General features: G+C 47.6%; 21 protein-coding genes. 18 read left to right on the forward strand and 3 right to left on the reverse strand.

Annotated features, from left to right (window positions below):
* Window positions 1–4 precede the first annotated feature (4 nt).
* The 11 genes from AC1S8V_RS09715 to AC1S8V_RS09765 all read left to right on the forward strand — a co-directional run bounded on the left by AC1S8V_RS09715 (window position 5) and on the right by AC1S8V_RS09765 (window position 11,891).
* Window positions 5–922, forward strand: coding sequence for an ABC transporter substrate-binding protein (locus tag AC1S8V_RS09715; protein WP_482073442.1), 918 nt, complete (start codon window positions 5–7; stop codon window positions 920–922).
* Between the two features lies 1 nt (window position 923).
* Complete coding sequence (locus tag AC1S8V_RS09720) at window positions 924–1,508, forward strand: nitroreductase family protein (protein WP_482073443.1); 585 nt, start codon at window positions 924–926, stop codon at window positions 1,506–1,508.
* A 161-nt stretch (window positions 1,509–1,669) separates the two neighbouring features.
* Window positions 1,670–5,776 (forward strand): DNA polymerase III subunit alpha, encoded by a 4,107-nt coding sequence (locus AC1S8V_RS09725; protein WP_482073444.1) that lies wholly within the window; start codon window positions 1,670–1,672, stop codon window positions 5,774–5,776.
* A 241-nt stretch (window positions 5,777–6,017) separates the two neighbouring features.
* Window positions 6,018–6,509, forward strand: a complete 492-nt coding sequence (locus tag AC1S8V_RS09730) for a phosphatidylglycerophosphatase A family protein (RefSeq protein ID WP_482073445.1) — start codon at window positions 6,018–6,020, stop codon at window positions 6,507–6,509.
* A 283-nt stretch (window positions 6,510–6,792) separates the two neighbouring features.
* Window positions 6,793–6,981, forward strand: a complete 189-nt coding sequence (locus AC1S8V_RS09735) for a hypothetical protein (RefSeq protein WP_017689496.1) — start codon at window positions 6,793–6,795, stop codon at window positions 6,979–6,981.
* Between the two features lie 208 nt (window positions 6,982–7,189).
* Entirely contained in the window at window positions 7,190–7,324 is a 135-nt protein-coding gene (locus tag AC1S8V_RS09740) for a hypothetical protein (RefSeq protein WP_268801799.1), read from the forward strand.
* Between the two features lie 63 nt (window positions 7,325–7,387).
* The gene (gene accD, locus AC1S8V_RS09745) at window positions 7,388–8,281 is read left to right on the forward strand and encodes an acetyl-CoA carboxylase, carboxyltransferase subunit beta (protein WP_482073446.1); all 894 of its coding nucleotides are present in this window, start codon (window positions 7,388–7,390) and stop codon (window positions 8,279–8,281) included.
* The gene (locus tag AC1S8V_RS09750; protein WP_433752395.1) at window positions 8,282–9,313 is read left to right on the forward strand and encodes an acetyl-CoA carboxylase carboxyltransferase subunit alpha; all 1,032 of its coding nucleotides are present in this window, start codon (window positions 8,282–8,284) and stop codon (window positions 9,311–9,313) included.
* 105 nt (window positions 9,314–9,418) lie between these two features.
* Window positions 9,419–10,846, forward strand: a complete 1,428-nt coding sequence (gene pyk, locus AC1S8V_RS09755) for a pyruvate kinase (RefSeq protein WP_062833547.1) — start codon at window positions 9,419–9,421, stop codon at window positions 10,844–10,846.
* A 102-nt stretch (window positions 10,847–10,948) separates the two neighbouring features.
* A complete protein-coding gene (locus AC1S8V_RS09760; protein WP_482074438.1) occupies window positions 10,949–11,485 on the forward strand; it encodes an acyl-CoA thioesterase in 537 nt (178 codons plus the stop codon).
* A 7-nt stretch (window positions 11,486–11,492) separates the two neighbouring features.
* A complete protein-coding gene (locus AC1S8V_RS09765) occupies window positions 11,493–11,891 on the forward strand; it encodes an FxsA family protein (RefSeq protein ID WP_482073447.1) in 399 nt (132 codons plus the stop codon).
* Window positions 11,892–11,984: 93 nt separating this feature from the next.
* Here the strand turns inward: AC1S8V_RS09765 and ytvI are convergent, their stop codons facing one another.
* Window positions 11,985–13,103 (reverse strand): sporulation integral membrane protein YtvI, encoded by a 1,119-nt coding sequence (ytvI, locus tag AC1S8V_RS09770; protein ID WP_482073448.1) that lies wholly within the window; start codon window positions 13,101–13,103, stop codon window positions 11,985–11,987.
* 530 nt (window positions 13,104–13,633) lie between these two features.
* On the opposite strand from ytvI, the gene citZ reads away from it, so the two are divergent.
* From citZ to AC1S8V_RS09790, 4 genes are all read left to right on the forward strand, one after another.
* Window positions 13,634–14,746, forward strand: a complete 1,113-nt coding sequence (citZ, locus tag AC1S8V_RS09775; protein ID WP_017689488.1) for a citrate synthase — start codon at window positions 13,634–13,636, stop codon at window positions 14,744–14,746.
* Between the two features lie 147 nt (window positions 14,747–14,893).
* Window positions 14,894–16,186 carry an NADP-dependent isocitrate dehydrogenase gene (gene icd / locus AC1S8V_RS09780; protein ID WP_307414023.1) on the forward strand — a complete coding sequence of 431 codons (1,293 nt, stop codon included), beginning with the start codon at window positions 14,894–14,896 and terminating at the stop codon, window positions 16,184–16,186.
* A gap of 15 nt (window positions 16,187–16,201) precedes the next feature.
* Window positions 16,202–17,143: a malate dehydrogenase gene (mdh, locus tag AC1S8V_RS09785; protein WP_076330336.1), complete on the forward strand. Its 942-nt coding sequence runs from the start codon at window positions 16,202–16,204 to the stop codon at window positions 17,141–17,143.
* A 134-nt stretch (window positions 17,144–17,277) separates the two neighbouring features.
* Complete coding sequence (locus AC1S8V_RS09790; protein WP_482073449.1) at window positions 17,278–17,703, forward strand: hypothetical protein; 426 nt, start codon at window positions 17,278–17,280, stop codon at window positions 17,701–17,703.
* A gap of 268 nt (window positions 17,704–17,971) precedes the next feature.
* On the opposite strand, the gene AC1S8V_RS09795 is transcribed toward AC1S8V_RS09790, so the two are convergent.
* Both AC1S8V_RS09795 and AC1S8V_RS09800 read right to left on the reverse strand, forming a co-directional pair.
* A complete protein-coding gene (locus AC1S8V_RS09795) occupies window positions 17,972–18,241 on the reverse strand; it encodes a GGDEF domain-containing protein (RefSeq protein ID WP_482073450.1) in 270 nt (89 codons plus the stop codon).
* 33 nt (window positions 18,242–18,274) lie between these two features.
* Window positions 18,275–18,439, reverse strand: coding sequence for a hypothetical protein (locus tag AC1S8V_RS09800; protein WP_482073451.1), 165 nt, complete (start codon window positions 18,437–18,439; stop codon window positions 18,275–18,277).
* Window positions 18,440–18,807: 368 nt separating this feature from the next.
* Between AC1S8V_RS09800 and AC1S8V_RS09805 the strand changes: the two genes are divergently transcribed.
* The 3 genes from AC1S8V_RS09805 to pnpS all read left to right on the forward strand — a co-directional run bounded on the left by AC1S8V_RS09805 (window position 18,808) and on the right by pnpS (window position 22,186).
* Window positions 18,808–19,677 (forward strand): SDR family oxidoreductase, encoded by an 870-nt coding sequence (locus AC1S8V_RS09805; RefSeq protein WP_482073452.1) that lies wholly within the window; start codon window positions 18,808–18,810, stop codon window positions 19,675–19,677.
* 298 nt (window positions 19,678–19,975) lie between these two features.
* On the forward strand, window positions 19,976–20,323 hold the full coding sequence (locus AC1S8V_RS09810; protein WP_482073453.1) for a cupin domain-containing protein: 348 nt from the start codon (window positions 19,976–19,978) through the stop codon (window positions 20,321–20,323).
* Window positions 20,324–20,362: 39 nt separating this feature from the next.
* Complete coding sequence (gene pnpS / locus AC1S8V_RS09815; protein ID WP_482073454.1) at window positions 20,363–22,186, forward strand: two-component system histidine kinase PnpS; 1,824 nt, start codon at window positions 20,363–20,365, stop codon at window positions 22,184–22,186.
* Window positions 22,187–22,198: the final 12 nt, after the last annotated feature.

Consider the following 22,198-nt stretch of genomic DNA (forward strand, 5'->3'; position numbering starts at 1 on the left):
ACAGATGAAACATTTGAACAAATGGTTTGGATTAGGAATGATCCTGACTTTGATACTGGCTACAGCTTGCGCGGGGACGAGTGGAGAGAAAGCGGAGCCAATTGCGGAAGCCGAACCTCAGACACAAGAACAGCGTGTGGTTGCCACTTCGGTGACTTACCCTGATTTTTTGTATGTTCTTGGTGTGACTCCTGTGGCTGCAGAGAATTATCATTCGGATTATCCGGATTATTTTGAAGGAAAATTCGACAGCGTGCCCAAGCTGGGTGATGGTTCCAACTTTGAGGGCATTCTTGCAACCGATCCGGATATTATTATTGCGCCAAAATGGCGCGATGAGAAAATATATGACCAGTACGCCAAGATTGCCAAAACAGTTCTTCTTCCCGACAGGGATAACTGGCGGGATGAATTGAAGGATATGGGCGAGGCACTGGGCAAGCAGAAGGAAGCAGAGCAGGCTATTCAGGATTATGATAAGAGAATTGCGACTGCTCGCGATGAGCTAAAAGCTCTTGTCGGAGACGAGACGTTTATTTATTTAAGAGTCATGCCCAAAGAAAGCTATGTTATGGGTGAACTGTCCAGTAGAGGTATGGTCATTCATAAAGAGCTTGGATTGAAAACAGTAGCGGCCTACCCTGAAAATGAAGGGAGTGTGCCGGTCTCGCTTGAATTGCTTACTGAATACCAGGCTGATCACATCATTCTCCAAATTGATGGTGGCGATGACAACACAAATGCCCAGAAACTATTTGATGAAATGAAAGAAAGCAACATCTGGAAAGGAATGAAGGCAGTCAAGGAAGATCAAGTATATCTGGTAGGTGACAAGGAGTGGATGAACTTCGGGTTCTCTTCCGTTGCTACTTTGAATGCAGTGGATGACATTGTATCTGTAATCAGGGAGAGAAATCACTAAGATGAAGAATATGCATTCGGGTCCAGTGGAGCGCGTTATTCGTGAAAGAAGGACAGTCAGGTCATTCAGCACCAGGTCCGTTTCTGAGGATAAGCTGCTTGAATTGCTTGAGGCTGCGGTGTGGGCTCCGTATCATTCCAAACAAGAGCCATGGCGCTTTATCGTTTTCATGAATGAGGGTCGCAAAATGTTCAGTAATGCTGTGCTCTCGACGTATACATCCCAAGAACTCGAACAGTTTGGCCAGAGGGCAACGAAGGACTATTGTGAAGACACACCGGTGCATGTGTGCGTTGTGGTTCGACAGGGCACAGATCGTTGGAGAAATGAAGAGGCTTTGCTTGCAGCAGCTGGGCTGATTCAGAATTTGCAATTGCTCGCCTGGGAAGAAGGCATCGGACTGGTGTGGAAAACGAACGAATACAACCGGGAAGATACGTTTGCCGCGAGAATAGGGGTTAATCCCGGCGAACGGTTGGTGGGAACACTTCATCTTGGTTATCTTCGAGATGATGCTGTTTCACGACCTGTAAGCAGAAAACCGGCAGAGCAACTCATAACCTGGATTCGTCATGAACAGGGATAGGAAGGTTACACAGACTTGTAAAAAGAGATGTACAGATATTATGATATATCTGTTACCTCTCTTTTTTTTGTTCCCAGTCACACGTTTTGCAATGTTTAGCATACGTCTTTTATTTATAGATTTTTAATGGAATGTCTTTAGCGGGGAAAGGAAGAAAAAACATGAGTTCTTTTGTGCATTTGCACGTTCACAGCGAATACAGTTTGCTGGACGGCGCTGCGCGTATTCCGGATCTCGTGGACAAAGCCGCAGATCTTGGAATGACGACACTTGCGCTGACCGACCATGGCGTGATGTATGGTGCAATTCCTTTTTATAAAGCATGTATGGAGCGAGGCATCAAGCCGATTATAGGTTGCGAGGCATACATGACAGCAGGGTCCCGCAAAGAGCGGGGAAGCCGCAAGGATCAGCCGATTCATCATTTGATTTTGCTGGCCAAAAACATGACAGGTTACCGTAATCTGATGAAATTGTGCTCGATTGGACATCTCGAAGGTTTTCATTACAAACCACGTATCGATATGGAAAGTCTGGCCGCTCATCACGAAGGCATTATCTGTCTAAGTGCTTGTCTGGGTGGAGAAGTACCACAGCATCTGCTGCATGGGCGGGAAGAAGAGGCGAGGCGTGCGGCGTTACGCTACAAAAATATCTTTGGTGCCGACTTCTATCTGGAACTTCAGGATCATGGGCTTTCGGAGCAAAAAAGGGTAAATCCTCAGCTTATTCGGCTGGCTGCCGAGCTTGAAATTCCGCTTGTAGCCACCAATGATGCGCATTACCTGTCGGAAGAGGATGCGGAGCTTCAGGATGTATTAATCTGTATCGGAACAGGCAAGACTGTTGATGACGAGACTCGGCTTCGGATTGGAACCAATCAGCTCTATCTGAAAAGTGAAGAAGAGATGGCTCGTTTGTTTCCTCATGTACCCGAAGCTCTGGCCAACACCGTCCGCATTGCGGAGTCTTGTGAATTGGAGCTGGAATTCGGCAAATCGATTTTGCCTGAGTATAGACCTCTTCCCGATGGACTCAGTCCTTCGGCGTATCTGCGTCAGCTGTGCGAAGAAGGAATGGAGGAGCGTTACGCGCAGTCCACACGTTGGACAGACGTGGAGCTTCGATCTGAACTCGAACAGCGACTGGCGTATGAACTCGGTGTGATCGACAGCATGGGATTTTCGGATTATTTCCTGATTGTCTGGGATTTTATTGCCTATGCGCATAAGCAAGGGATTGTTACTGGACCAGGCCGGGGCTCCTCGGCAGGAAGTCTGGTAGCGTACACGTTGCACATCACCGATGTTGATCCGATGAAATACAACCTGCTCTTCGAGCGGTTCCTGAATCCCGAGCGGATCTCCATGCCGGATATTGATATTGACTTCAGTGATGAGCGGCGGGATGAGGTCATTGATTATGTCGCGCATAAATATGGCAAAGCCCATGTCGCCCAGATCATCACGTTTGGAACGATGGCTGCAAGGGCAGCCGTGCGTGATGTCGGGCGGGCACTGAATGTGCCTTATGGTGAAGTGGACAAGGCTGCGAAGCTGATTCCAGCGCAGCTAGGCATTAATATCGAGCGGGCCATGGAGGCTACACCTGAACTGAAGGCGCTATATGAAACCAAGTCAAAGACTCGTGAGCTGCTGGATATGGCCATGAAGGTCGAGGGCATGCCACGTCATGCTTCGACGCATGCAGCGGGAGTGGTCATCTCACGTGATCCACTGACCGATGCGGTGCCGCTTCAGGAGGGCAGTGAAGGAACGGCGTTAACCCAGTATTCCATGGAAAACCTGGAGTCGATTGGGTTGCTTAAGATGGATTTTCTTGGTCTGCGTACCCTCTCGATCATTGAGCGTTGTGTACGCTGGATTGGGGAACATGGAGAAATTCCGGACTTCCGTCTCATCCCGGATGATGATGCGTTAACGTATGAGATGCTTGGGCGAGGTGATACGATGGGCATATTCCAACTGGAATCTGCCGGGGTGCGCCGTGTGCTGAAAGAATTGAAGCCCAGCGTATTTGAAGATGTGATCTCCGTGTTGGCCTTGTACCGTCCGGGTCCGATGGAGTTCATATCCAAATACATTCAGGGCAAGCATGGACAGATCGAAATCGATTACCCTCATGTGGATCTGGAGCCTATCCTGAAAGATACGTATGGCATCATTGTATATCAGGAACAGATCATGCAGATTGCTTCACGGATGGCTGGTTTCTCGCTGGGTGAAGCGGATTTGCTTCGCAGAGCGGTCTCCAAGAAGAAACGGGAAGTACTGGATCTGGAGCGAGGACACTTTGTACAGGGCAGTCTGAAACAAGGGTATAGCGAAGAAGAGGCAGACCTGGTCTATGATATGATCGTCAAGTTTGCCAACTATGGCTTCCCGCGTGCCCATGCTGCGGCGTATGGCGTACTCGCGTTCCAGACGGCTTATCTGAAGGCGCACTATCCTGTTCATTTTATGGCATCCATGCTGACAGCTGTAATGGGCAGTCATCGTAAAGTGGCAGAGTACGTGGTGGAATGTCGTCGTATGGATATGGAGGTACTTCCACCAGATGTGAATGAGAGCGGTATTCTGTTTACGCCTGTCTTTGTGCCGACCTGCAACACAGGAGCCGGGAATCAGACTGCATCGACGCGAATGACGGGAGCGGATGCAGAGAGTGATACCGGAAGCTCTGCCGAAGAATATACCGGGAACGACAACGGGAGTTCTTTCGGGGAGCATTCCGACCATGAGGAAGATGCTTATTCGGGACAGGCCGAATATGGTGAAGCACCTCTGCCGGATGATCCGGGTCCTGGGCCGGAAGAGGACAGTGGCGGATATGAGTGGCAGGCAGCGACATCCATGCCTGAGGCATCCGACAACCGGAAGGAACCGGGCTTGGTGATGGCTGCTTCAACGGAAAATGGTAATGACCAAGGACAAGAGGCGTCTTCTTCGCACACGGAGCAAGGTGAACTGTCCTCTGCGGAGAAGAACGATGCAGTGTTTAATGAGAATTCAGATAAGGAAAAATTAACGGGTGCAATACGATTCGGGTTGGCTGCTGTGAAAAATGTCGGTACCCAGGCAATGGAAAGCATCATGATCGTAAGGCAGGAGAGACCGTTCGACAGTCTGCTCGATTTTTGTCGTCGTGTGGATCTGCGTGTATGCAACAAACGTGTGATTGAATCGCTGATCCAGGCAGGAGCCTTTGACACGTTGCCTGGACACCGGGCCCAATTGCTGGCGATGCTGGATGAGACTGTTGAGGCGGCGTTGAAATGGCGCAAGGAACGGGAGGATCTGCAGATTCAATTGTTCGACTTTGTTGAGACGCCAAACTGGGAGATTGAATACCCGGAAATTCCTCCTTATTCCTCAGGACAGCAACTGGAGCTAGAGCGTGAGTTGTTAGGCTTGTATCTCTCCGGGCATCCGCTGGATGACTATGAAGATGTGCTGGAATCGAGTGGGGCTGACCGGATCATGGAGCTGACCGAGGCGGCTGACGACACGATGACCGTCGCCGCGGGAATGGTTGTGTCTGTGAAGTCGATTACGACGAAACAGGGCAAGGCTATGGCGTTCATGGAGCTGGAAGACCAGATTGAACGCTGTGAAGTGGTTCTCTTTCCCGAGGTATGGCGGCGTAGCCAGCAGTATGTCGGGAAAGGTGAACTGCTCGTCGTGCGTGCCAAAGTGCAGCAGCAGGACGAAGGGTTTAAGCTGCTGGCTGAGGAGGTGGCGCCGCTATCACCGGCGGCACTGGAGCAGCAGCTGCGCAGCCGTGACCGGCGCGGCAAGCCCGGCAGCGGCAGCTCTTCGCGCCCGGCGCAGGCGGCTTCGCAGCGGCGGCCAGCGGGCGTGGGCACTTCGGCTCCTGCGCATGGCAGCGGAAGCCAAGGCCCGGCAGCGACGCGCAGCGATGCTGCGGGTAAGGGCGCGGCCACGGCGGCAGCGTCCCGGTCCGATAGTGCCGCAGAGACGGCTGGCAGCCCGGAGCAGGGCCGCGGACCGCGGGCGGTGGAGCAGCGGGTGTTCGTGAAGATTGCCCCGCATGCAGAGAAGCCTGAGCTTCTGGCACGTCTGAAGCAGCTGCTTCAGCAGCATCCCGGACCTGTGGCGACGGTTCTCTTCTATGAGCAGCAACAGAAGCTGCTTGCCTTGAGTGATGCCTATCGGATTAAGCCATCACCAACTTTGTTCTCTGATATGGAGAAGATGCTAGGTGAAGGTACGGTCAAAATTAAATAAAGCTGGAGTGTCCCTTGAGACTCCAAAGAACCTGTTCGGCGAACTGCTGAACAGGTTTTTTGGTACGAATTGCAGAACAGTTACAGGCCAGAGATGAGTGTACAACCCTATACGTTGTCCAGTGGTTTACTGGTTTCAACCATCCGCACATTTTTATGAACATTTTAGCAGTTTGCTGCATACACTTGAGAACACCGAAGGACCTCGCGGTCCTCGGGGGATTGATGCGGGAGGTCGAGATATGTCATATGAAATCGTAGAAGCCATGCTGGCCCGGCGGGGTGTACGAATTGATGCCATCGCAGCAATAGTATACCGTCTGCAAAAAGGGTACCACCCTGAACTGACCATGGACGACTGTGTAACCAGCGTGAAATCCGTTCTGCAGAAACGAGAGGTGCAATATACGCTCTATACAGGTATTGCGCTCGACGAACTTGCGGAGAAAAACCTCTTGCCCCAACCGTTACAGGCTATTATGGAAGCGGATGAATCTTTGTATGGAGTGGACGAGACTCTGGCCCTCGGCATTACTCATGTGTATGGTATGATCGGTTTAACCAGCTTTGGTTATCTGGATAAAGAAAAAATAGGTATTATTCATGATTTGAACGAACATGCATCCGCCATTCATGTCTTTTTGGATGATCTGGTCGCAGGGGTGGCGGCTGCAGCTTCTGCCCGGATTGCACACAAAAATATTAAAGCCAAAAAGTACCCCTCTGACCTGTAACCCCCTGCATTTCCATGCTTACATGCTAGTGTCACTCCAATGGCTCATATGAAGTCATCAAGGGCGGCTGAGGCTGCCCTGGCAGGCTTGATGCTGCTTGTTGTTGAGGTATGAACAAGAAGATTTCGTCAACCATATGAGTTGTCCGTGGGGGACAAATGTCCCTCATGATCCCAAATTCTCCCCAAAGGTCCCGAACCCTTTCTTGCAGAAAAAAAGTGAGGTATGTTATCATTAGTCCAATATACGGGCTCTGAACATTAGCTTAGGGGGCGGACGAGGCATGTGGACGGTGATTTACATTGCACCGACAGCAAAGGTTGCGGACAAGATCAAGACCAAGCTTTCGGAAGAAGGTTTTCTGGTACAGACCCGTCCCATCAGTTTATCCAAGCAGCAATTTGAGATTCGCGTCCCTTCTGGGGAATTGGAAGAGGTCCAGGAAGTGCTGAATTCCATTCTGCATTCCTGATTTGTTCGACATCGACGTGCCTTGGCAGATGAAGAAGTACCATCGGTACATAAGGGACTAATCGCGTAAGCGGAGAGAGGAATCGACTTGCATGTATTGTATGCTGCTGTCCTTCCTTCTTTTTTTGTTAGGACAAGGACCGACCTGGTTGCTCCCGGAGACCCTACCAAGATAGATTCAAACATCGGCGCAACAATCTTTCGGTTTATTGCAGGTAACATCAATCGTGCTGACAGAAGCCGCTGATCCTTGCCCTGTACCGGCGGATTTTTTTGTTGTGAATGCTGGACAAGGCCCATGGCAGCGTGTGGGTCGTAAGCGGTTTACCGTAGCGCGCGGGTGAAGCTGCCTCAAGCAGCGCACTGCAGGTTGCGGCCATCAAATCAACGGCTGGAGAGGTGTAGTTGTGTTCAAAGATATATTCCAGAAGAAACGGAAGTACGCTACCATACCTTCCGAGCGTGCACTTCCCGGCGAAGGCCAGGAAGTCCTAGAACGCCCAAAACGTGAAATACCTGAAGGGCTTATGAACAAGTGCAGCAAATGCGGCACCATTCAATATAGCAAGGAATTGGAGAAAAATCTGAAAGTATGTCCTGCTTGCGGTTACCATATGCGTCTTAACGCTATGGAGCGCATTGCTATGGTACTTGATGATCAAGGGTTTGTTGAGTTTGACGCTGATATGGTATCAGTTGACCCGCTTGGCTTTCCTGGATATAGCAACAAACTGGAACAACAGCGCCTGAAATCGGGCCTGAAAGAAGCGGTAATTACGGGTGAAGGAACCATTGATGGCCTACCTGTAGTTGTAGCCGTCATGAGCTTTGATTTCTTCACAGGCAGCATGGGTTCAGTGGTAGGGGAGAAAATCACCCGTGCCATTGAGCATGCAACAGAGAAACAGTTGCCATTGATTATTTTCTCCACCTCAGGTGGTGCCCGGATGCAGGAGAGTATTCTCAGCCTCATGCAAATGGCCAAAACAAGCGCAGCTTTATCCCGTTTGGATGAACAGGGCGGGCTGTATATTTCGGTCATTACCGATCCGACGACAGGTGGAGTCTCGGCGAGTTTTGCGAGCTTGGGCGATATTAATATTGCCGAACCTGGCGCAGTATTTGGTTTTGCCGGTAGAATCGTGATCGAACAGACCATCCGTCAGAAATTGCCTGATGATTTCCAGACGGCTGAATTTAATATGCAACATGGTCAGTTGGACATGGTTGTCCACCGGAAAGAACTAAGGGCCACTCTTGGCAAGCTTCTGGATATGCATAGTGAAAAAGGAGGGGTCTAAATGGCGGGTGAGTTGCCATATGAAGCGCCTCTGGTTGAGATGCGCAAAAAGATTGATGAACTCGTACAGTTTGGACAGGAGAAAGGCATCGACTTCACAGACGAGATTGCCCGCCTGGAAGAACGTTATCATAGACTTGAAGAAGAGATCTACACAGGCATAACGGCAGCTCAGAAGATGCATCTGGCGCGTCATCAGCAGCGCCCAACTGCACTGGATTTGATCCAGTTGATATTTACGGACTTTATTGAGCTGCACGGCGACCGCATGTTTGGAGACGATCTTGCGGTTGTTGGCGGGCTTGCCAAGTTAAATGGAAAAACGGTAACGGTCATCGGACAACAGCGGGGGAAAGATACGAAGGACAATATCGCCCGCTTTTTCGGGAGCGCTCACCCGGAAGGTTTCCGAAAAGGGCTACGTCTGATGAAACAAGCGAACAAATTTGGCCGTCCTATTATTACGTTTATTGATACTAAAGGGGCGTATCCGGGTAATACTGCAGAAGAGAGAGGTCAATCGGAAGCGATTGCCCGCAACCTGATGGAAATGGCGAAACTTTCGGTTCCTGTTATTGTTGTGGTCATCGGCGAAGGTGGAAGCGGCGGTGCCCTCGCTATGGCTGTGGGTAATCGTGTGTTGATGCTGGAACATGCGATCTATTCTGCAATCTCTCCGAACGGCGCTGCTTCGATTCTCTGGAAGGATGCATCCAAGGCAGATCAGGCGGCTGAAGCAATGAAAATAACAGCCAAAGACCTGCTGGAGATGGAAGTCATTGAAGAGATTGTCCCTGAGCCACGCGGCGGTGCTCATCGGGATTATGAAGCGTCTGCTGCTTTCATCAGTGAAGCTTTGGTCCGTCATCTCGACGAGATGACGGGTTGGAGCGGGGATCAGCTGAAACAGGATCGTTATGAGAAATTCCGTAAAATTGGATCGGTTACGTTTGAACCTCAAGCATCCATTGAGGCCCCTCAAGAGCTTGTAGAAGTCGATGTGGCGAGTAATTTGTCGGGAAATGCTGAATAATGTGACGAATCTCCTATACAAATGAGCAAAAGTATAGTAAATTTAATAGTTGGAAAAAGAAAAATAGATAAAGAGATATACCTTTAAAATCGGAGGAAACCCAAAATGCGCAAAACGAAAATTGTATGTACCATTGGTCCATCCAGTGAATCTCTGGAGAACACCAAAAAATTGATTATGGCCGGTATGAATGTGGCCCGTCTGAACTTCTCCCACGGTGATTTCGATGAGCACGGCGGACGGATCATTGCGATTCGCCAAGCATGCGAAGAGTTGAACAAAACAGTAGCGATCCTGCTGGACACCAAAGGACCGGAAATTCGGACAGGTAAACTCGAAGTTGAGCCGATTGAATTGGTTCAAGACGAGTACATCACTTTGACAACAGAAGAAATTCTGGGCACCAAAGAACGTCTTTCCATTACGTATACAGATCTTCCGAATGATGTTGAACCGGGATCTACAATTCTGATCGACGACGGTCTGATCGGACTGACTGTGGTGGAAGTGCAAGGCACCGAGATCAAATGCCGTATCGTTAACGGCGGATCGATCAAAAGTAAAAAAGGTGTTAACGTTCCGGGCGTTGCCATTTCTCTGCCGGGTATCACTGAAAAAGACGCTAACGATATCGTATTCGGTATTGAGCAAGGTGTCGATTTCATCGCGGCTTCTTTTGTACGTAAAGCAAGTGACGTACTTGAGATTCGAGAATTGCTTGAAAAACACAATGCTGGACATATCCAAATCATCTCCAAAATCGAAAACCAACAAGGTGTCGATAACCTCGATGAAATCCTTGAAGTGTCTGACGGCCTGATGGTTGCTCGTGGAGACCTGGGTGTTGAGATTCCTGCGGAAGAAGTACCATTGGTACAAAAACGCATGATCGAAAAATGTAACGTTGCAGGTAAACCGGTTATCACAGCTACACAAATGTTGGATTCCATGCAACGTAACCCGCGTCCAACACGTGCGGAAGCAAGTGACGTGGCGAATGCAATCTTCGATGGTACGGACGCAATCATGTTGTCCGGTGAGACAGCTGCGGGTAAATACCCGGTTGAATCCGTTCTGACAATGTCCCGTATTGCTGAAAAAGCAGAATCTGCTCTGCCTTACCAAGAACTGTACCTGAAACAACGTGTTGCTCAACAAACAACAGTTACAGAAGCAATCAGCCAATCGGTTGCCCTCTCAGCTCAAGATTTGAACGCAAAAGCGATCATCACTTCAACTGAATCAGGACACACTGCACGCATGATTTCCAAGTATCGTCCAGAATCTCCAATCATCGCTGTGACTACGGAAGACAGAACTTCCCGTCGTTTGGCTCTGGCTTGGGGTGTCACTCCTGTCAAAGGAAGACTGGTTGATTCCACGGATGCTTTGTTCGAAAATGCAATTGAAGGCGGCGTAAAATCCGGACTTGTTAAAGAAGGAGACCTGGTTGTGATCACAGCAGGTGTACCTCTGGGTCGTTCCGGTTCTACCAACCTGATTAAAGTAAGCCAAATTCCAAACAACGCTTAATTGCGTTTTTGGATGGAGAAGCAACAGGAAAGAAGCAATGGGGCGTTATTGCCCCGTTGCTTTTTTTCCATCTTATTGACACTTTACAACGATGTAACACGTATGAATGGTAGAGCGAAGGAGGCCTATAACGTGCGAGAACAGAGCAACGGTAGCTGGTATGCGGCCCGTCTTCGTGTACGCTATCAAGAAAGTGACCAGATGGGCGTGGTCTATCACGCAAACTATTTAAATTGGTTTGAAATCGGTCGAACTGAGATGATTCGCCAAATGGGGTATACATATCGTAAAATGGAGGAACAGGGGTTACTGCTTCCGGTAACCGGACTGGATGTGAAGTATCACAAACCTGCCCGATATGATGATGAGATTATCATTTTCACCCGTATTGCTGCATTTAGTGGTCTGCGACTGAACTATGAGTATGACGTAAGGCGCATGTCTGAAGACCTTGATGAATATACGGCGATTGGAGAGCGGGTATGGACAGATGATGAATCACTCCCCGGTGAACGGTTGGTTACAGGTTCTACCCAGCATGTATGGGTGAATGGGGACTGGAAGCCAATCCGGCTGGATAAGGCAGCTTCTGAGCTATACAGCGCGCTTGAAAAGGTGTGGCTTTCGGGAAAGGGGTAATTCTTCAATGCGAAAATGGATGTGGGCTCTACTATTAATCATTCCGGTGATTGAATTATTAGGTTTCATTCTGATGAGTGACTGGATTGGAGCCGGAAAGACATTGCTTCTCATGATTCTCACGTCCTTGATTGGTATAGCCATGTTGCAGTTTGAAGGGCGAAAAGTACTTGTGGACGCCAAATCCGAGATGGAGCGCGGCAAGGTACCAGGACGAAAAATGGTCGATGGTCTTTTTATTTTTGTCGGTGGTTTTTTGCTCTTGATTCCAGGCTTTGTAACCGACCTGTTTGGATTCACACTGGTGTTTCCATTAACACGATCGGTCTACCGTCTGTTCTTCCTGGGATGGCTGGAGAAAAAAATGAAAAATGGTAACATCACGTTTTATCGTCGTCCGAAATGAGACACCTGTACTATGCAAAAAGGCTCCGCTCAGCAGATAGTTCTGTTGAACGGAGTCTTTTCTATTATACCTGTATGCTCATGCAGTTAAGCCTCATCGGACACGTCCGTTAATGATATATGTTCTGAGATCGCGCAATACGTTAGCGCGATTGAACGCATCAAGGATCACCAGACTGACAGGACCAATAATCAAGCCGAGCACGCCAAACAGCTTCAAACCCACGAACATGCCAACGAGCGTGGCGAGCGGGTCGAGTCCTACGCTACTGGCAAGTACCTTCGGTTCAATAATCTGACGGGCAATCAGTAAGATCAGATAGATAACACTAATGCCAATGCCCAGATAGAGATCTCCATTCATAAACAGGTATGCTGCCCAAGGCACCATGACAAGGCCAACACCCAGATAAGGAAGCAGATCGACCAGACCAATAAACAGAGCGATCGTGAAGGCTGAGTTGACTTGCAGTATAAGTAGTCCAATCATGACAAATAGGGCAGTAATCGAGATCATGATTAATTGTGCTCTTGCATACCCGAAAAGCGCCTTCTTGAGGTCAGTCCATATGTCGGATATCGGCTTACGGATGGAAGAGGGGACCCAGCCCGATACGGTGATGCTATGCCGGGTCCAACTCTTGCTAATGAAGAACGTAGACAGCAGAACAACGATTAATACCGCGCCCATGTTAGGCAGGGAAGTCAGCAAACTCAGGATCATATTGAAAAATCCGGTGACCAGATCGGTCACGGCTGTCCCTACCGTTTCGGTCGTTTTGCTAATATTGCTGTTGATGGTTTCCTGATAATTGGGATTTTCCTTGTAAAACTCATTGATCTGCGCAATCAAACTCTGAATGGTGTCATTCTGGGTCCAGCGAACAAAGGTGTCCTTGATCTCATCAACATGAAGATCGAAGCTCGTCGTGAGTGAAATAACTTCTTTCACCATACGGGTAATTGCCGCAGACAGTACTACTGCCATGGCTCCAAAATAAAGGATCAATGAGAGAGTCACAGCCAGCCACCGGGGGAATCGTGCTCTATGCTGAAGCAATGTCACCAATGGATTCATGGCATAGGCGATAATCCAGGCGATCACAAAAGGGTATAAGAGCGGGAACAGCAAGTATATGGAAACGGCGATTAGAAAGGTCGCAATAATAACCCATAAGCCGCGAAGCAGGCGTTTCATTATGATTCTATCCAAGCATCAACTCTCCTTATTTCAATTAAGCCGACCTATGTATTATCTATAACACAGGATTAGAAATAGATGGCTATCTTAATTAATATAGAGCATTTATAGCGTTTTGAAACGCCGGGATGTTACCAGAGCAGGTTCAAAAGCGGACTTTTGAACAATCTCTACCCGGAATCTTTCTTTTGCCTAGAGTATGCCTCAGTACTACAGAATATAGCAATAGAAAGTTCCTCAGAAGACAAGAATGGTTAAAAAACATTAAATGTCAACCTTGTTTTTGTAAAGGCTTTCAAAAATGCTTTATCAGTCTGATAAAGAAGTTTGATGTCCGAATGAACTCTCATCATGTTCACATAAACGACAAAATCCAGTATGATGTTATAAGTAAATACCGATTGACAGATAGGAAAATCGTATTTTGAAATATTTGTTAATTTCAAAATGAAAATGTTTACAAAAAGAGAATAGGTGCATTTTGGCACTTATATGACACTCTGGAATGGTTCTTGATTTCGCTTATTAAAGGAGAGATGTATATGACAGCTACCAAAGGTCTGGAAGGCATCGTTGCAACAACCTCTTCGATCAGTTCTATTGTAGACGGTGTGCTCACATACCGTGGTTACGATATCGACGATTTGGCTGAACATGCCAGCTTTGAAGAAGTTGCCTATTTGTTGTGGTTTGGTAAATTGCCAACAACGGATGAACTGAAATCCCTTCGTAAAAGCCTGAGCGATTACGCGCCGATTCCGAGCGAGTTGATTGCACAAATCCAATTGTATCCGAAAAACGTCAGTACCATGGCAGCACTTCGTTCCGCTGTCTCTGCACTTGCACTGTACGACGAGCAAGCGGATGAGATGACAACGGAAGCGAATGAGAACAAAGCGGTTAAGTTGCAAGCACAGTTGCCAACGATTGTGGCAGCCATCGCCCGTATCCGTCAGGGCAAAGAACCTGTGGCTCCAAAAGAAGGCGCTTCCATCGCAGAGAACTTTTTATATATGATGACTGGTGAAGAACCATCCGAGACTGCAGTGAAAGCACTGGATCAAGCCCTTGTCCTGCATGCGGATCACGAGTTGAACGCTTCGACATTTGCAGCCCGTGTAACGGTTGCTACGCTGTCGGATATCTATTCCGGTGTAACTTCCGCCATTGGCGCACTGAAGGGACCACTGCATGGCGGTGCTAATGAAGCCGTTATGAAAATGTTGAATGAGATTGGTACGCCTGATCGTCTTGAAGCGGCAATTCAGGAAAAATTGAATAATCGTGAAAAGATTATGGGCTTTGGACATCGGGTGTACAAAAACGGTGATCCACGCGCCAAACATTTACAGAAGATGTCCAAGGAACTTGGCGAGATGAACAATGATACGCGCTTGTATGATATGTCTGTGAAGATCGAGGAACTGGTAACAGGACAAAAAGGACTGAAGCCTAACGTAGACTTCTATTCTGCTTCTGTATATACCCAACTGGAGATCGAACAGGAATTGTTCACGCCGATCTTTGCCATCAGCCGGGTGTCTGGATGGACTGCGCATATTTTGGAACAGCTTGCGGACAATCGCATCATTCGTCCACGTGCGGAGTACACTGGCCCTACAGAACAGAAATACGTTTCTATTGAACTTCGCTAATAGCCGCAAAACCAGTATAATAATGTGGACGAGGTGAAGGGTTGGAAAGCAAAGGCGTTACTGGCTTAGGCTCTCAGGACCCTTCTCTCAACAAGACTAGTGGTATGATGAATACTGCATATACAAAACCTAGGAGGAATTTTAACTATGAAATTAGAAAAATTTGCTCACCCAACTGAAGGCGAAAAAATTCAAATTGATAACGGTACACTTCAAGTACCTAGTAATCCAATCATTCCATTTATCGAAGGTGACGGTACAGGCCGTGATATCTGGAAAGCTTCCAAACGTGTATTGGATGCAGCAGTTGAAAAAGCCTATGATGGCAACAAAAAAATCGCATGGTATGAAGTGTTTGCTGGACAAAAAGCATTCGATACATACGGTGAGTGGTTGCCGAATGATACACTGGAAGCCATTCGTGAGTATATCGTAGCGATCAAAGGACCATTGACTACGCCAATCGGTGGCGGTATTCGTTCCCTGAACGTAGCCCTGCGTCAAGAGCTTGACCTGTACACTTGCTTGCGTCCTGTTCGTTATTTCGACGGTGTACCTTCTCCGGTTAAACGTCCTGAGCTGGTAGACATGGTCATTTTCCGTGAAAATACGGAAGATATCTATGCAGGAATCGAGTATGCTGAAGGTTCTGAAGAAGTGAAAAAAGTGATCCAGTTCCTGCAACAGGAGATGGGTGCTAACAAAATCCGTTTCCCTGAGACTTCCGGTATTGGTATCAAACCCGTTTCTTCCGAAGGTTCGAAACGTTTGGTACGTGCAGCAATTCAATACGCAATTGATCATAACCGTAAGAGTGTTACATTGGTACACAAAGGTAATATCATGAAATTTACCGAAGGTGCCTTCAAAAACTGGGGATACGAAGTGGCTGAAGACGAGTTCGCTGACAAAGTATTCACTTGGGCACAATATGATATCATCAAAGATAACGAGGGTACAGATGCAGCGAATGCAGCACAAAAAGCTGCTGAAGATGCTGGTAAAATCATCGTAAAAGATGCGATTGCTGATATCGCTCTGCAACAAGTATTGACTCGTCCAGGCGAATTTGATGTTATCGCAACCCTGAACCTGAATGGTGACTATCTGTCCGATGCACTTGCAGCGCAAGTGGGCGGTATTGGTATCGCTCCTGGAGCGAACATCAACTACGTAACAGGACATGCTATCTTCGAAGCAACTCACGGTACTGCACCTAAATACGCGGACAAAGATGTCGTGAACCCTGGTTCCGTTATTCTGTCCGGAGTAATGTTGCTTGAGCACTTGGGATGGCAAGAAGCAGCTAACCTGATCTACAAAGGTATGGAAACATCCATTAATAATAAAACAGTAACGTATGACTTTGCACGTCTGATGGACGGCGCTACTGAAGTGAAATGTTCTGAATTCGCGGATCAAATCATTAAAAACCTGTAAGGGGAGATGTGAATCTTGACTATTCAGCGCAAAAAAATCACAGTAGTCGGCGCCGGTTTTACCGGTGCTACGACCGCATTAATGCTTGCCCAAAAAGAACTCGGGGATGTTGTGCTGGTTGATATTCCTCAACTGGAGAACCCGACAAAGGGGAAAGCACTCGATATGATGGAAGCAAGTCCTGTTCAAGGATTTGACAGTCATATCGTCGGTACTTCCAACTACGAAGATACTGCAGGTTCTGAGATTGTAATTATCACGGCTGGTATCGCCCGTAAACCGGGTATGAGCCGCGACGATCTGGTCAATACGAATGCGGGTATTGTGAAGTCCGTTTGTGAAAATGTGAAAAAATATTGCCCTGATTCCATCGTCATTATTCTAAGCAACCCGGTGGATGCGATGACGTATGCAGCTTATCAGACCCTTGGTTTTCCTAAAAACCGTGTTATTGGTCAGTCAGGGGTTCTTGATACAGCACGTTATTGTACCTTCATTGCGCAAGAGCTGAATGTATCTGTTGAGGATGTTCGTGGATTCGTTCTTGGCGGCCACGGAGACGACATGGTGCCACTCGTTCGTTATTCGAGCGTAGGTGGTATTCCGATTGACACGCTGATTCCGGCAGACCGCATCGAGTCGATCGTTCAACGTACACGTGTTGGCGGTGGCGAGATTGTGAACCTGCTGGGTAACGGCAGTGCCTATTATGCACCAGCGGCTTCACTCGTTCAGATGACCGAAGCGATTCTGAAGGACAAGAAACGTATCATTCCAGTGATCGCTTATCTTGAAGGTGAATATGGCTACAATGATCTGTTCCTCGGTGTACCCACCATTCTGGGTGGTAACGGCATTGAGAAAATATTCGAACTTGAACTGACAGCGGAAGAAAAAGCAGGATTGGATAAATCTGCTGATTCGGTTCGCAACGTCATTTCGGTAGTGAATTTATAAGTTTGATCACTTTTTGAACAGAAATAGAGAGAAAACCTCCGGAGAGCCGGAGGTTTTCTTTTCTTTGGATAAGTTCCCCAGTATAATGGGATGTGATGTATAGCACACCGAAAATGTTGAGGAGGATGAAAATTTTGACAATGATTATGTATCTGCTCCATATTGTTGGAGCACTGGCGATGGGATTCTATCTGATTCTGCCATTCGTGGTCGGTAAGATTCGTACCTTGAATGCTGCAGCGCAGGAGGGGGCATTTACGTCGCTTCGTTCTTTGAACAAAATCGCGCAGTACGGACTTGTAATCCAACTTCTTACGGGTGGTTACCTGATGACGAAAGGTGAGTATTCTCATCTGTGGATGGCTGTTGTTGTCGTCCTGTTGCTGGCTATTGCCGCTATTGGAGGAATTATGGGTAAACCGCTGAGACTCGCTGCAGAAGGTGTGAAAAACAAGCGTGATGTGGGGCCGGAACAAAGCAAGATCCGTATGTTCAGTACACTTCTGGCTGTGTTCTTGCTGATCATGGTGTATCTGATGGTGAATAATCAGGTGATCTAAGTGCGCTGTGGACGGTTAGACCAACTCTACGATGATGTATTCTAAACCGTAGATGAAGCGTTTGCATGTCATATGGACAAGCTGAATCAGTATACGTAAGAGGGTATTACGTTATAACGAATGAAAAATAGACAGCCTCTTGCTCTTGAGCTGTCTATTTTTTTATTGCGATGAGAAGCTCGCAATGCTCAGATGAAGTGATTTAGAAACGATAAGGAACACTATGAAGATTATCTTCTTACATCGCATTAGATAAGGCCAGCTTTGGTTAGACTGTACTCACAGCATGTGCACGAACTGCATTGCGCTTGGATTCGTACAAGGCAGTATCAGCGTCGCGTAACAAGGACTCCAGCGAATCCAAGCGTCCATTGTACTGGGCAATACCAAAGCTTGAGGTTAGCGTAACAGGGAGACCCTGAACATCCAGCGGTTCATTCAATAAGGCAACTCTCAATTGCTCTGCCAGTACAGATCGGTTTGTAATCCTTCCCTGCCGTATTCGACGGGAAAAGTCTCTCCGGCAAGATGAAGCCATATGTCATCCAAGGGTTGGCAGATCATCGCCAGATTAAGCTTTGGGCAACATGTCACGCAGAGATCTGTTGTAATCGACCAGGCGATTGGAACTATCCAATACAATAGCACCTTCACGCATGCTCTCGAAGATACTGTCTTTGGCGATCGGTACGATGGTCAGTAGAAGGGCATGCCTATATACTCCACGGTGGTCCAAAACTTCATTTGCTCCAGCGTGTTGCTGGCCAGCGCATATCTGTATACTGTACATTGTACATCAGCCCAAGCAGCATAGGAATACACTTTGTATCATGAAACAGTCTAATTTCGAATGGATTTCGAATTTTCTGCAAAACAATCAATAAGTTAAATCGGTTGTTTGATATCCTAAGATCGTGGTAAATAACGATTAGAGACAGCACGCTGAGGCTTGAATTGCTGTTGATCGCAGAAGAATAATCTGGACTGTTACTGCCATCCTACAGAATGAGACTTTTTTCAGAGAACGAAAGACAAGGAAGTCTGCAGTTATGTCCATGTCTTCTGTAATCCAAATATGTTCACATTTTGAAAGGAGAATGTTAGATGTCCACTACACAACAAAATCAAAAAACAATGCCGGCACAACACCAGGATCAACGCCCAGGGATCGAATCGGAGATGCATCCCAGACCGGAATTTGAGAAGCCTGAGTACAAGGCAGCAGGCAAACTGACGGATAAGGTGGCGCTCATTACAGGGGGGGACAGCGGAATCGGACGTGCTGTTGCTGTTACGTACGCAAAAGAAGGCGCAGATGTCGCGATTGTATACCTGAGCGAGCACGAAGATGCCAAAGAGACGAAGCGTCAGGTCGAACAAGAAGGACGCAAGTGCATCTTGATTGCAGGGGACATTGGTGACGATACCTTTGCCAAGAAGTCGGTTCAGCAGACGGTAGATGAACTGGGCAAACTGGACATAGTCGTGAATAATGCGGCAGAACAGCACCCACAGCAGAATCTGGAGGATATTACACCAGAACAGCTGGAACGTACATTCCGTACCAATATATTTGGCATGTTCTATGTGACGCAGGCTGCACTGCCACATCTGAAGAGTGGTAGTACGATTATTAACACGACATCCATCACGGCCTATCGCGGTAGCCCGACCTTGCTTGACTATTCATCTACCAAAGGAGCAATCACTTCGTTCACACGTTCTCTTTCGATGAATGTGATTGAGAAGGGCATTCGTGTCAATGCCGTTGCCCCAGGACCGATCTGGACACCGCTCATTCCATCCACATTTGATGAGAAGAAAGTAAGCGAGTTCGGCGCAACGCAACCGATGAAGCGCCCTGGACAACCGGATGAACTGGCTCCTGCTTATGTATATCTTGCTTCGGATGATTCCTCGTATGTGAGCGGACAGGTGATGCATGTGAATGGTGGCGAAGTAGTAAACGGGTAATTCGTTAAGAAGGTTTGGGTTCAGAATAGGATTAATAATAGAGAGGCGTATCGCTTTTCAGCATTGCTGAGTGGTACGTCTTTTTTATGTGAGGGAGTATGTGAGCAAAGGATACAGTTTAGCACCTGTTTACAAAAGTCTGCATCTCCGTTGATACAACTATGATATTTTACCATTAGCCCTGTCTGTCTGAAGTCGAAGTATCACCATTTGTTGCAAAGCTCGATTGAAAAGAATGGAAGACTAATGATCTGTGATATGATAGATCGAGCAAGTCTACTTCAGGGGGTTCATGCATATGAAAATGAACAAACAGAATGCAGCACATTATATATGGGGTGCACAGTGTGATGGATGGCATCTCGTACAAAATGAAACACTGAGCATTATTCATGAGCGGATGCCGGCAGGAACGGCCGAAATACGACATTATCATTCGATAAGCCGTCAGTTCTTTTTTATCCTCAGCGGTGAAGCCTGCATGGAACTACATGGAGAAGAGTTCGTGCTGGAAACCCATGAAGGTATAGAAATTCCTCCGGGAGAGCCTCATCAGATGATGAATCGGAGCGATTCAGATACCGAATTCCTGGTTATTTCACAGCCTGGCACCCGCGGGGACCGCATTGAACTGGATTCATTGTAGAGCAAGTGGATATTAATATGATCATAAAGGAAGAGATAGATGAGACCGTTCCGAATTCGCCTTGCCATCATTATGATGGTGCTGATCGGTGTATCCGTCATTGTGGCTGGATATACGATGGGCAGAGTGTTTAAAACTACACATACTACCGCACTGGAGCAAACCATGGTGCGCGAGATTAATTTGCTCAAAGCAACATTTCCATTTCATGATGCAAGTGATCCAACCTCGCAAGAAACACGAAAGTATTATTCAGATCGGGCTCTGGAATTGGATCGTCTGACGGATTCCCGGGTAACCTTCATCAATAAAGATGGCACGGTCATTGGAGATTCCGAGAGTGATCCGGCATCCATGAATAATCACTTGAACCGGGAGGAGATTAAGGGTGCCGTTGGAGATGGATACGGGCAGTCCATACGTTACAGTGAAACATTGGGCCAAGACATGCTCTATGTGGCATTACCTGTGAATTCGGATCAAAGTGACATGATTGAAATACCGAGCGGCAAATTTGATGGCTACATCCGTCTTTCCATGAGTCTGCAGGCTGTGGATCAGGGTCTTCAGCGTGGCTGGATAATCATGTTTGCTGCACTGGGACTGTTGTTCCTGATTGTCGCGTTTGTCAGTTATCGGGTTGCACGGGGATTAACCTCTCCGATTGAGCATATTACGAAAGTAGCCCATCGAATTACCAAGCTGGAATACGATGCGAGAGTTGATGTAACCCGCAGGGATGAGATCGGACAGCTTGGGCTCGCGATAAACGGAATGGCAGACAGTTTGCAGTCTCAACTGAAGACGATTCGTGACAATGAGGCGCTGCTACAGAGTGTCTTGGCGAATATGACCGGAGGCATTGTGATGATCGATGCAGCGCAATCCATTGCACTGGTCAATCGGGAAGCGGAGCGTATGCTGGGCATTCAGGCGGGAAAGGTTACGGGTAAGCCTTATATTGAACTGAAGAGACACTACGAGTTGACCCGTACCATTGAAGAGAGTGTTGCACTTCGTGATCGGATGCATGAAGAAGTGAGCGTGTTCAACCCGGAAGAAAAATTGATCCGTATTGACGGCGTACCGATGTCCGAAGATGATGGCGGGTATCGAGGCATGTTGTTCCTTTTGCAGGACGTGACAGCAATCCGGCGACTGGAATCAATGCGCAGTGAGTTCGTTGCGAATGTCTCTCATGAGCTCAAAACACCTGTTGCTGCAGTCAAAGGCTTTGCCGAAACGTTGCTCAGTGGCGGGGTTCAGGATAAAGAGACAGAGCGCTCATTCTTGCAAATCATCTATGATGAAGGCGATCGACTTAATCGCCTAATTGGGGATATTCTGGAGTTATCCAAAATTGAATCCAAACGCGCACCGTTGCAATGCTCACCTGTTCATGTGCACTCTTTCTTCGAAATGGTGCTGGGCACCCTATCCAAAGTGGCGGAGAAAAAGCAGATTCGTCTGGAAATGAATGTTCCCGAGGAACTGTACATTGAAGCAGATGAGGATAAAATGAAGCAGATCTTTATCAATCTGTTATCTAACGGAATCAACTACACCCCTGAGGGTGGACGTGTGAAGTTGCAGGTGAATATGGATCAGAACGATGATGAAGTCGTGTTTGCTGTGTCGGATACGGGGATTGGTATACCGAAAAAAGATTTGCCACGAATCTTCGAACGTTTCTATCGCGTGGATAAAGGCAGATCCCGTAATTCCGGGGGCACTGGGCTTGGACTTTCCATCGTTAAGCATTTGGTGGAATTGCATCATGGCAAATTGTCTGTAGAAAGTGAGCTGGGTATGGGGACAACGTTCCGTGTTATCCTTCCATTCATTCAGGACGAAGAGATCTAGGCGAAAATGTAA

The sequence above is a fragment of the Paenibacillus sp. B46(2026) genome, from assembly GCF_056786355.1.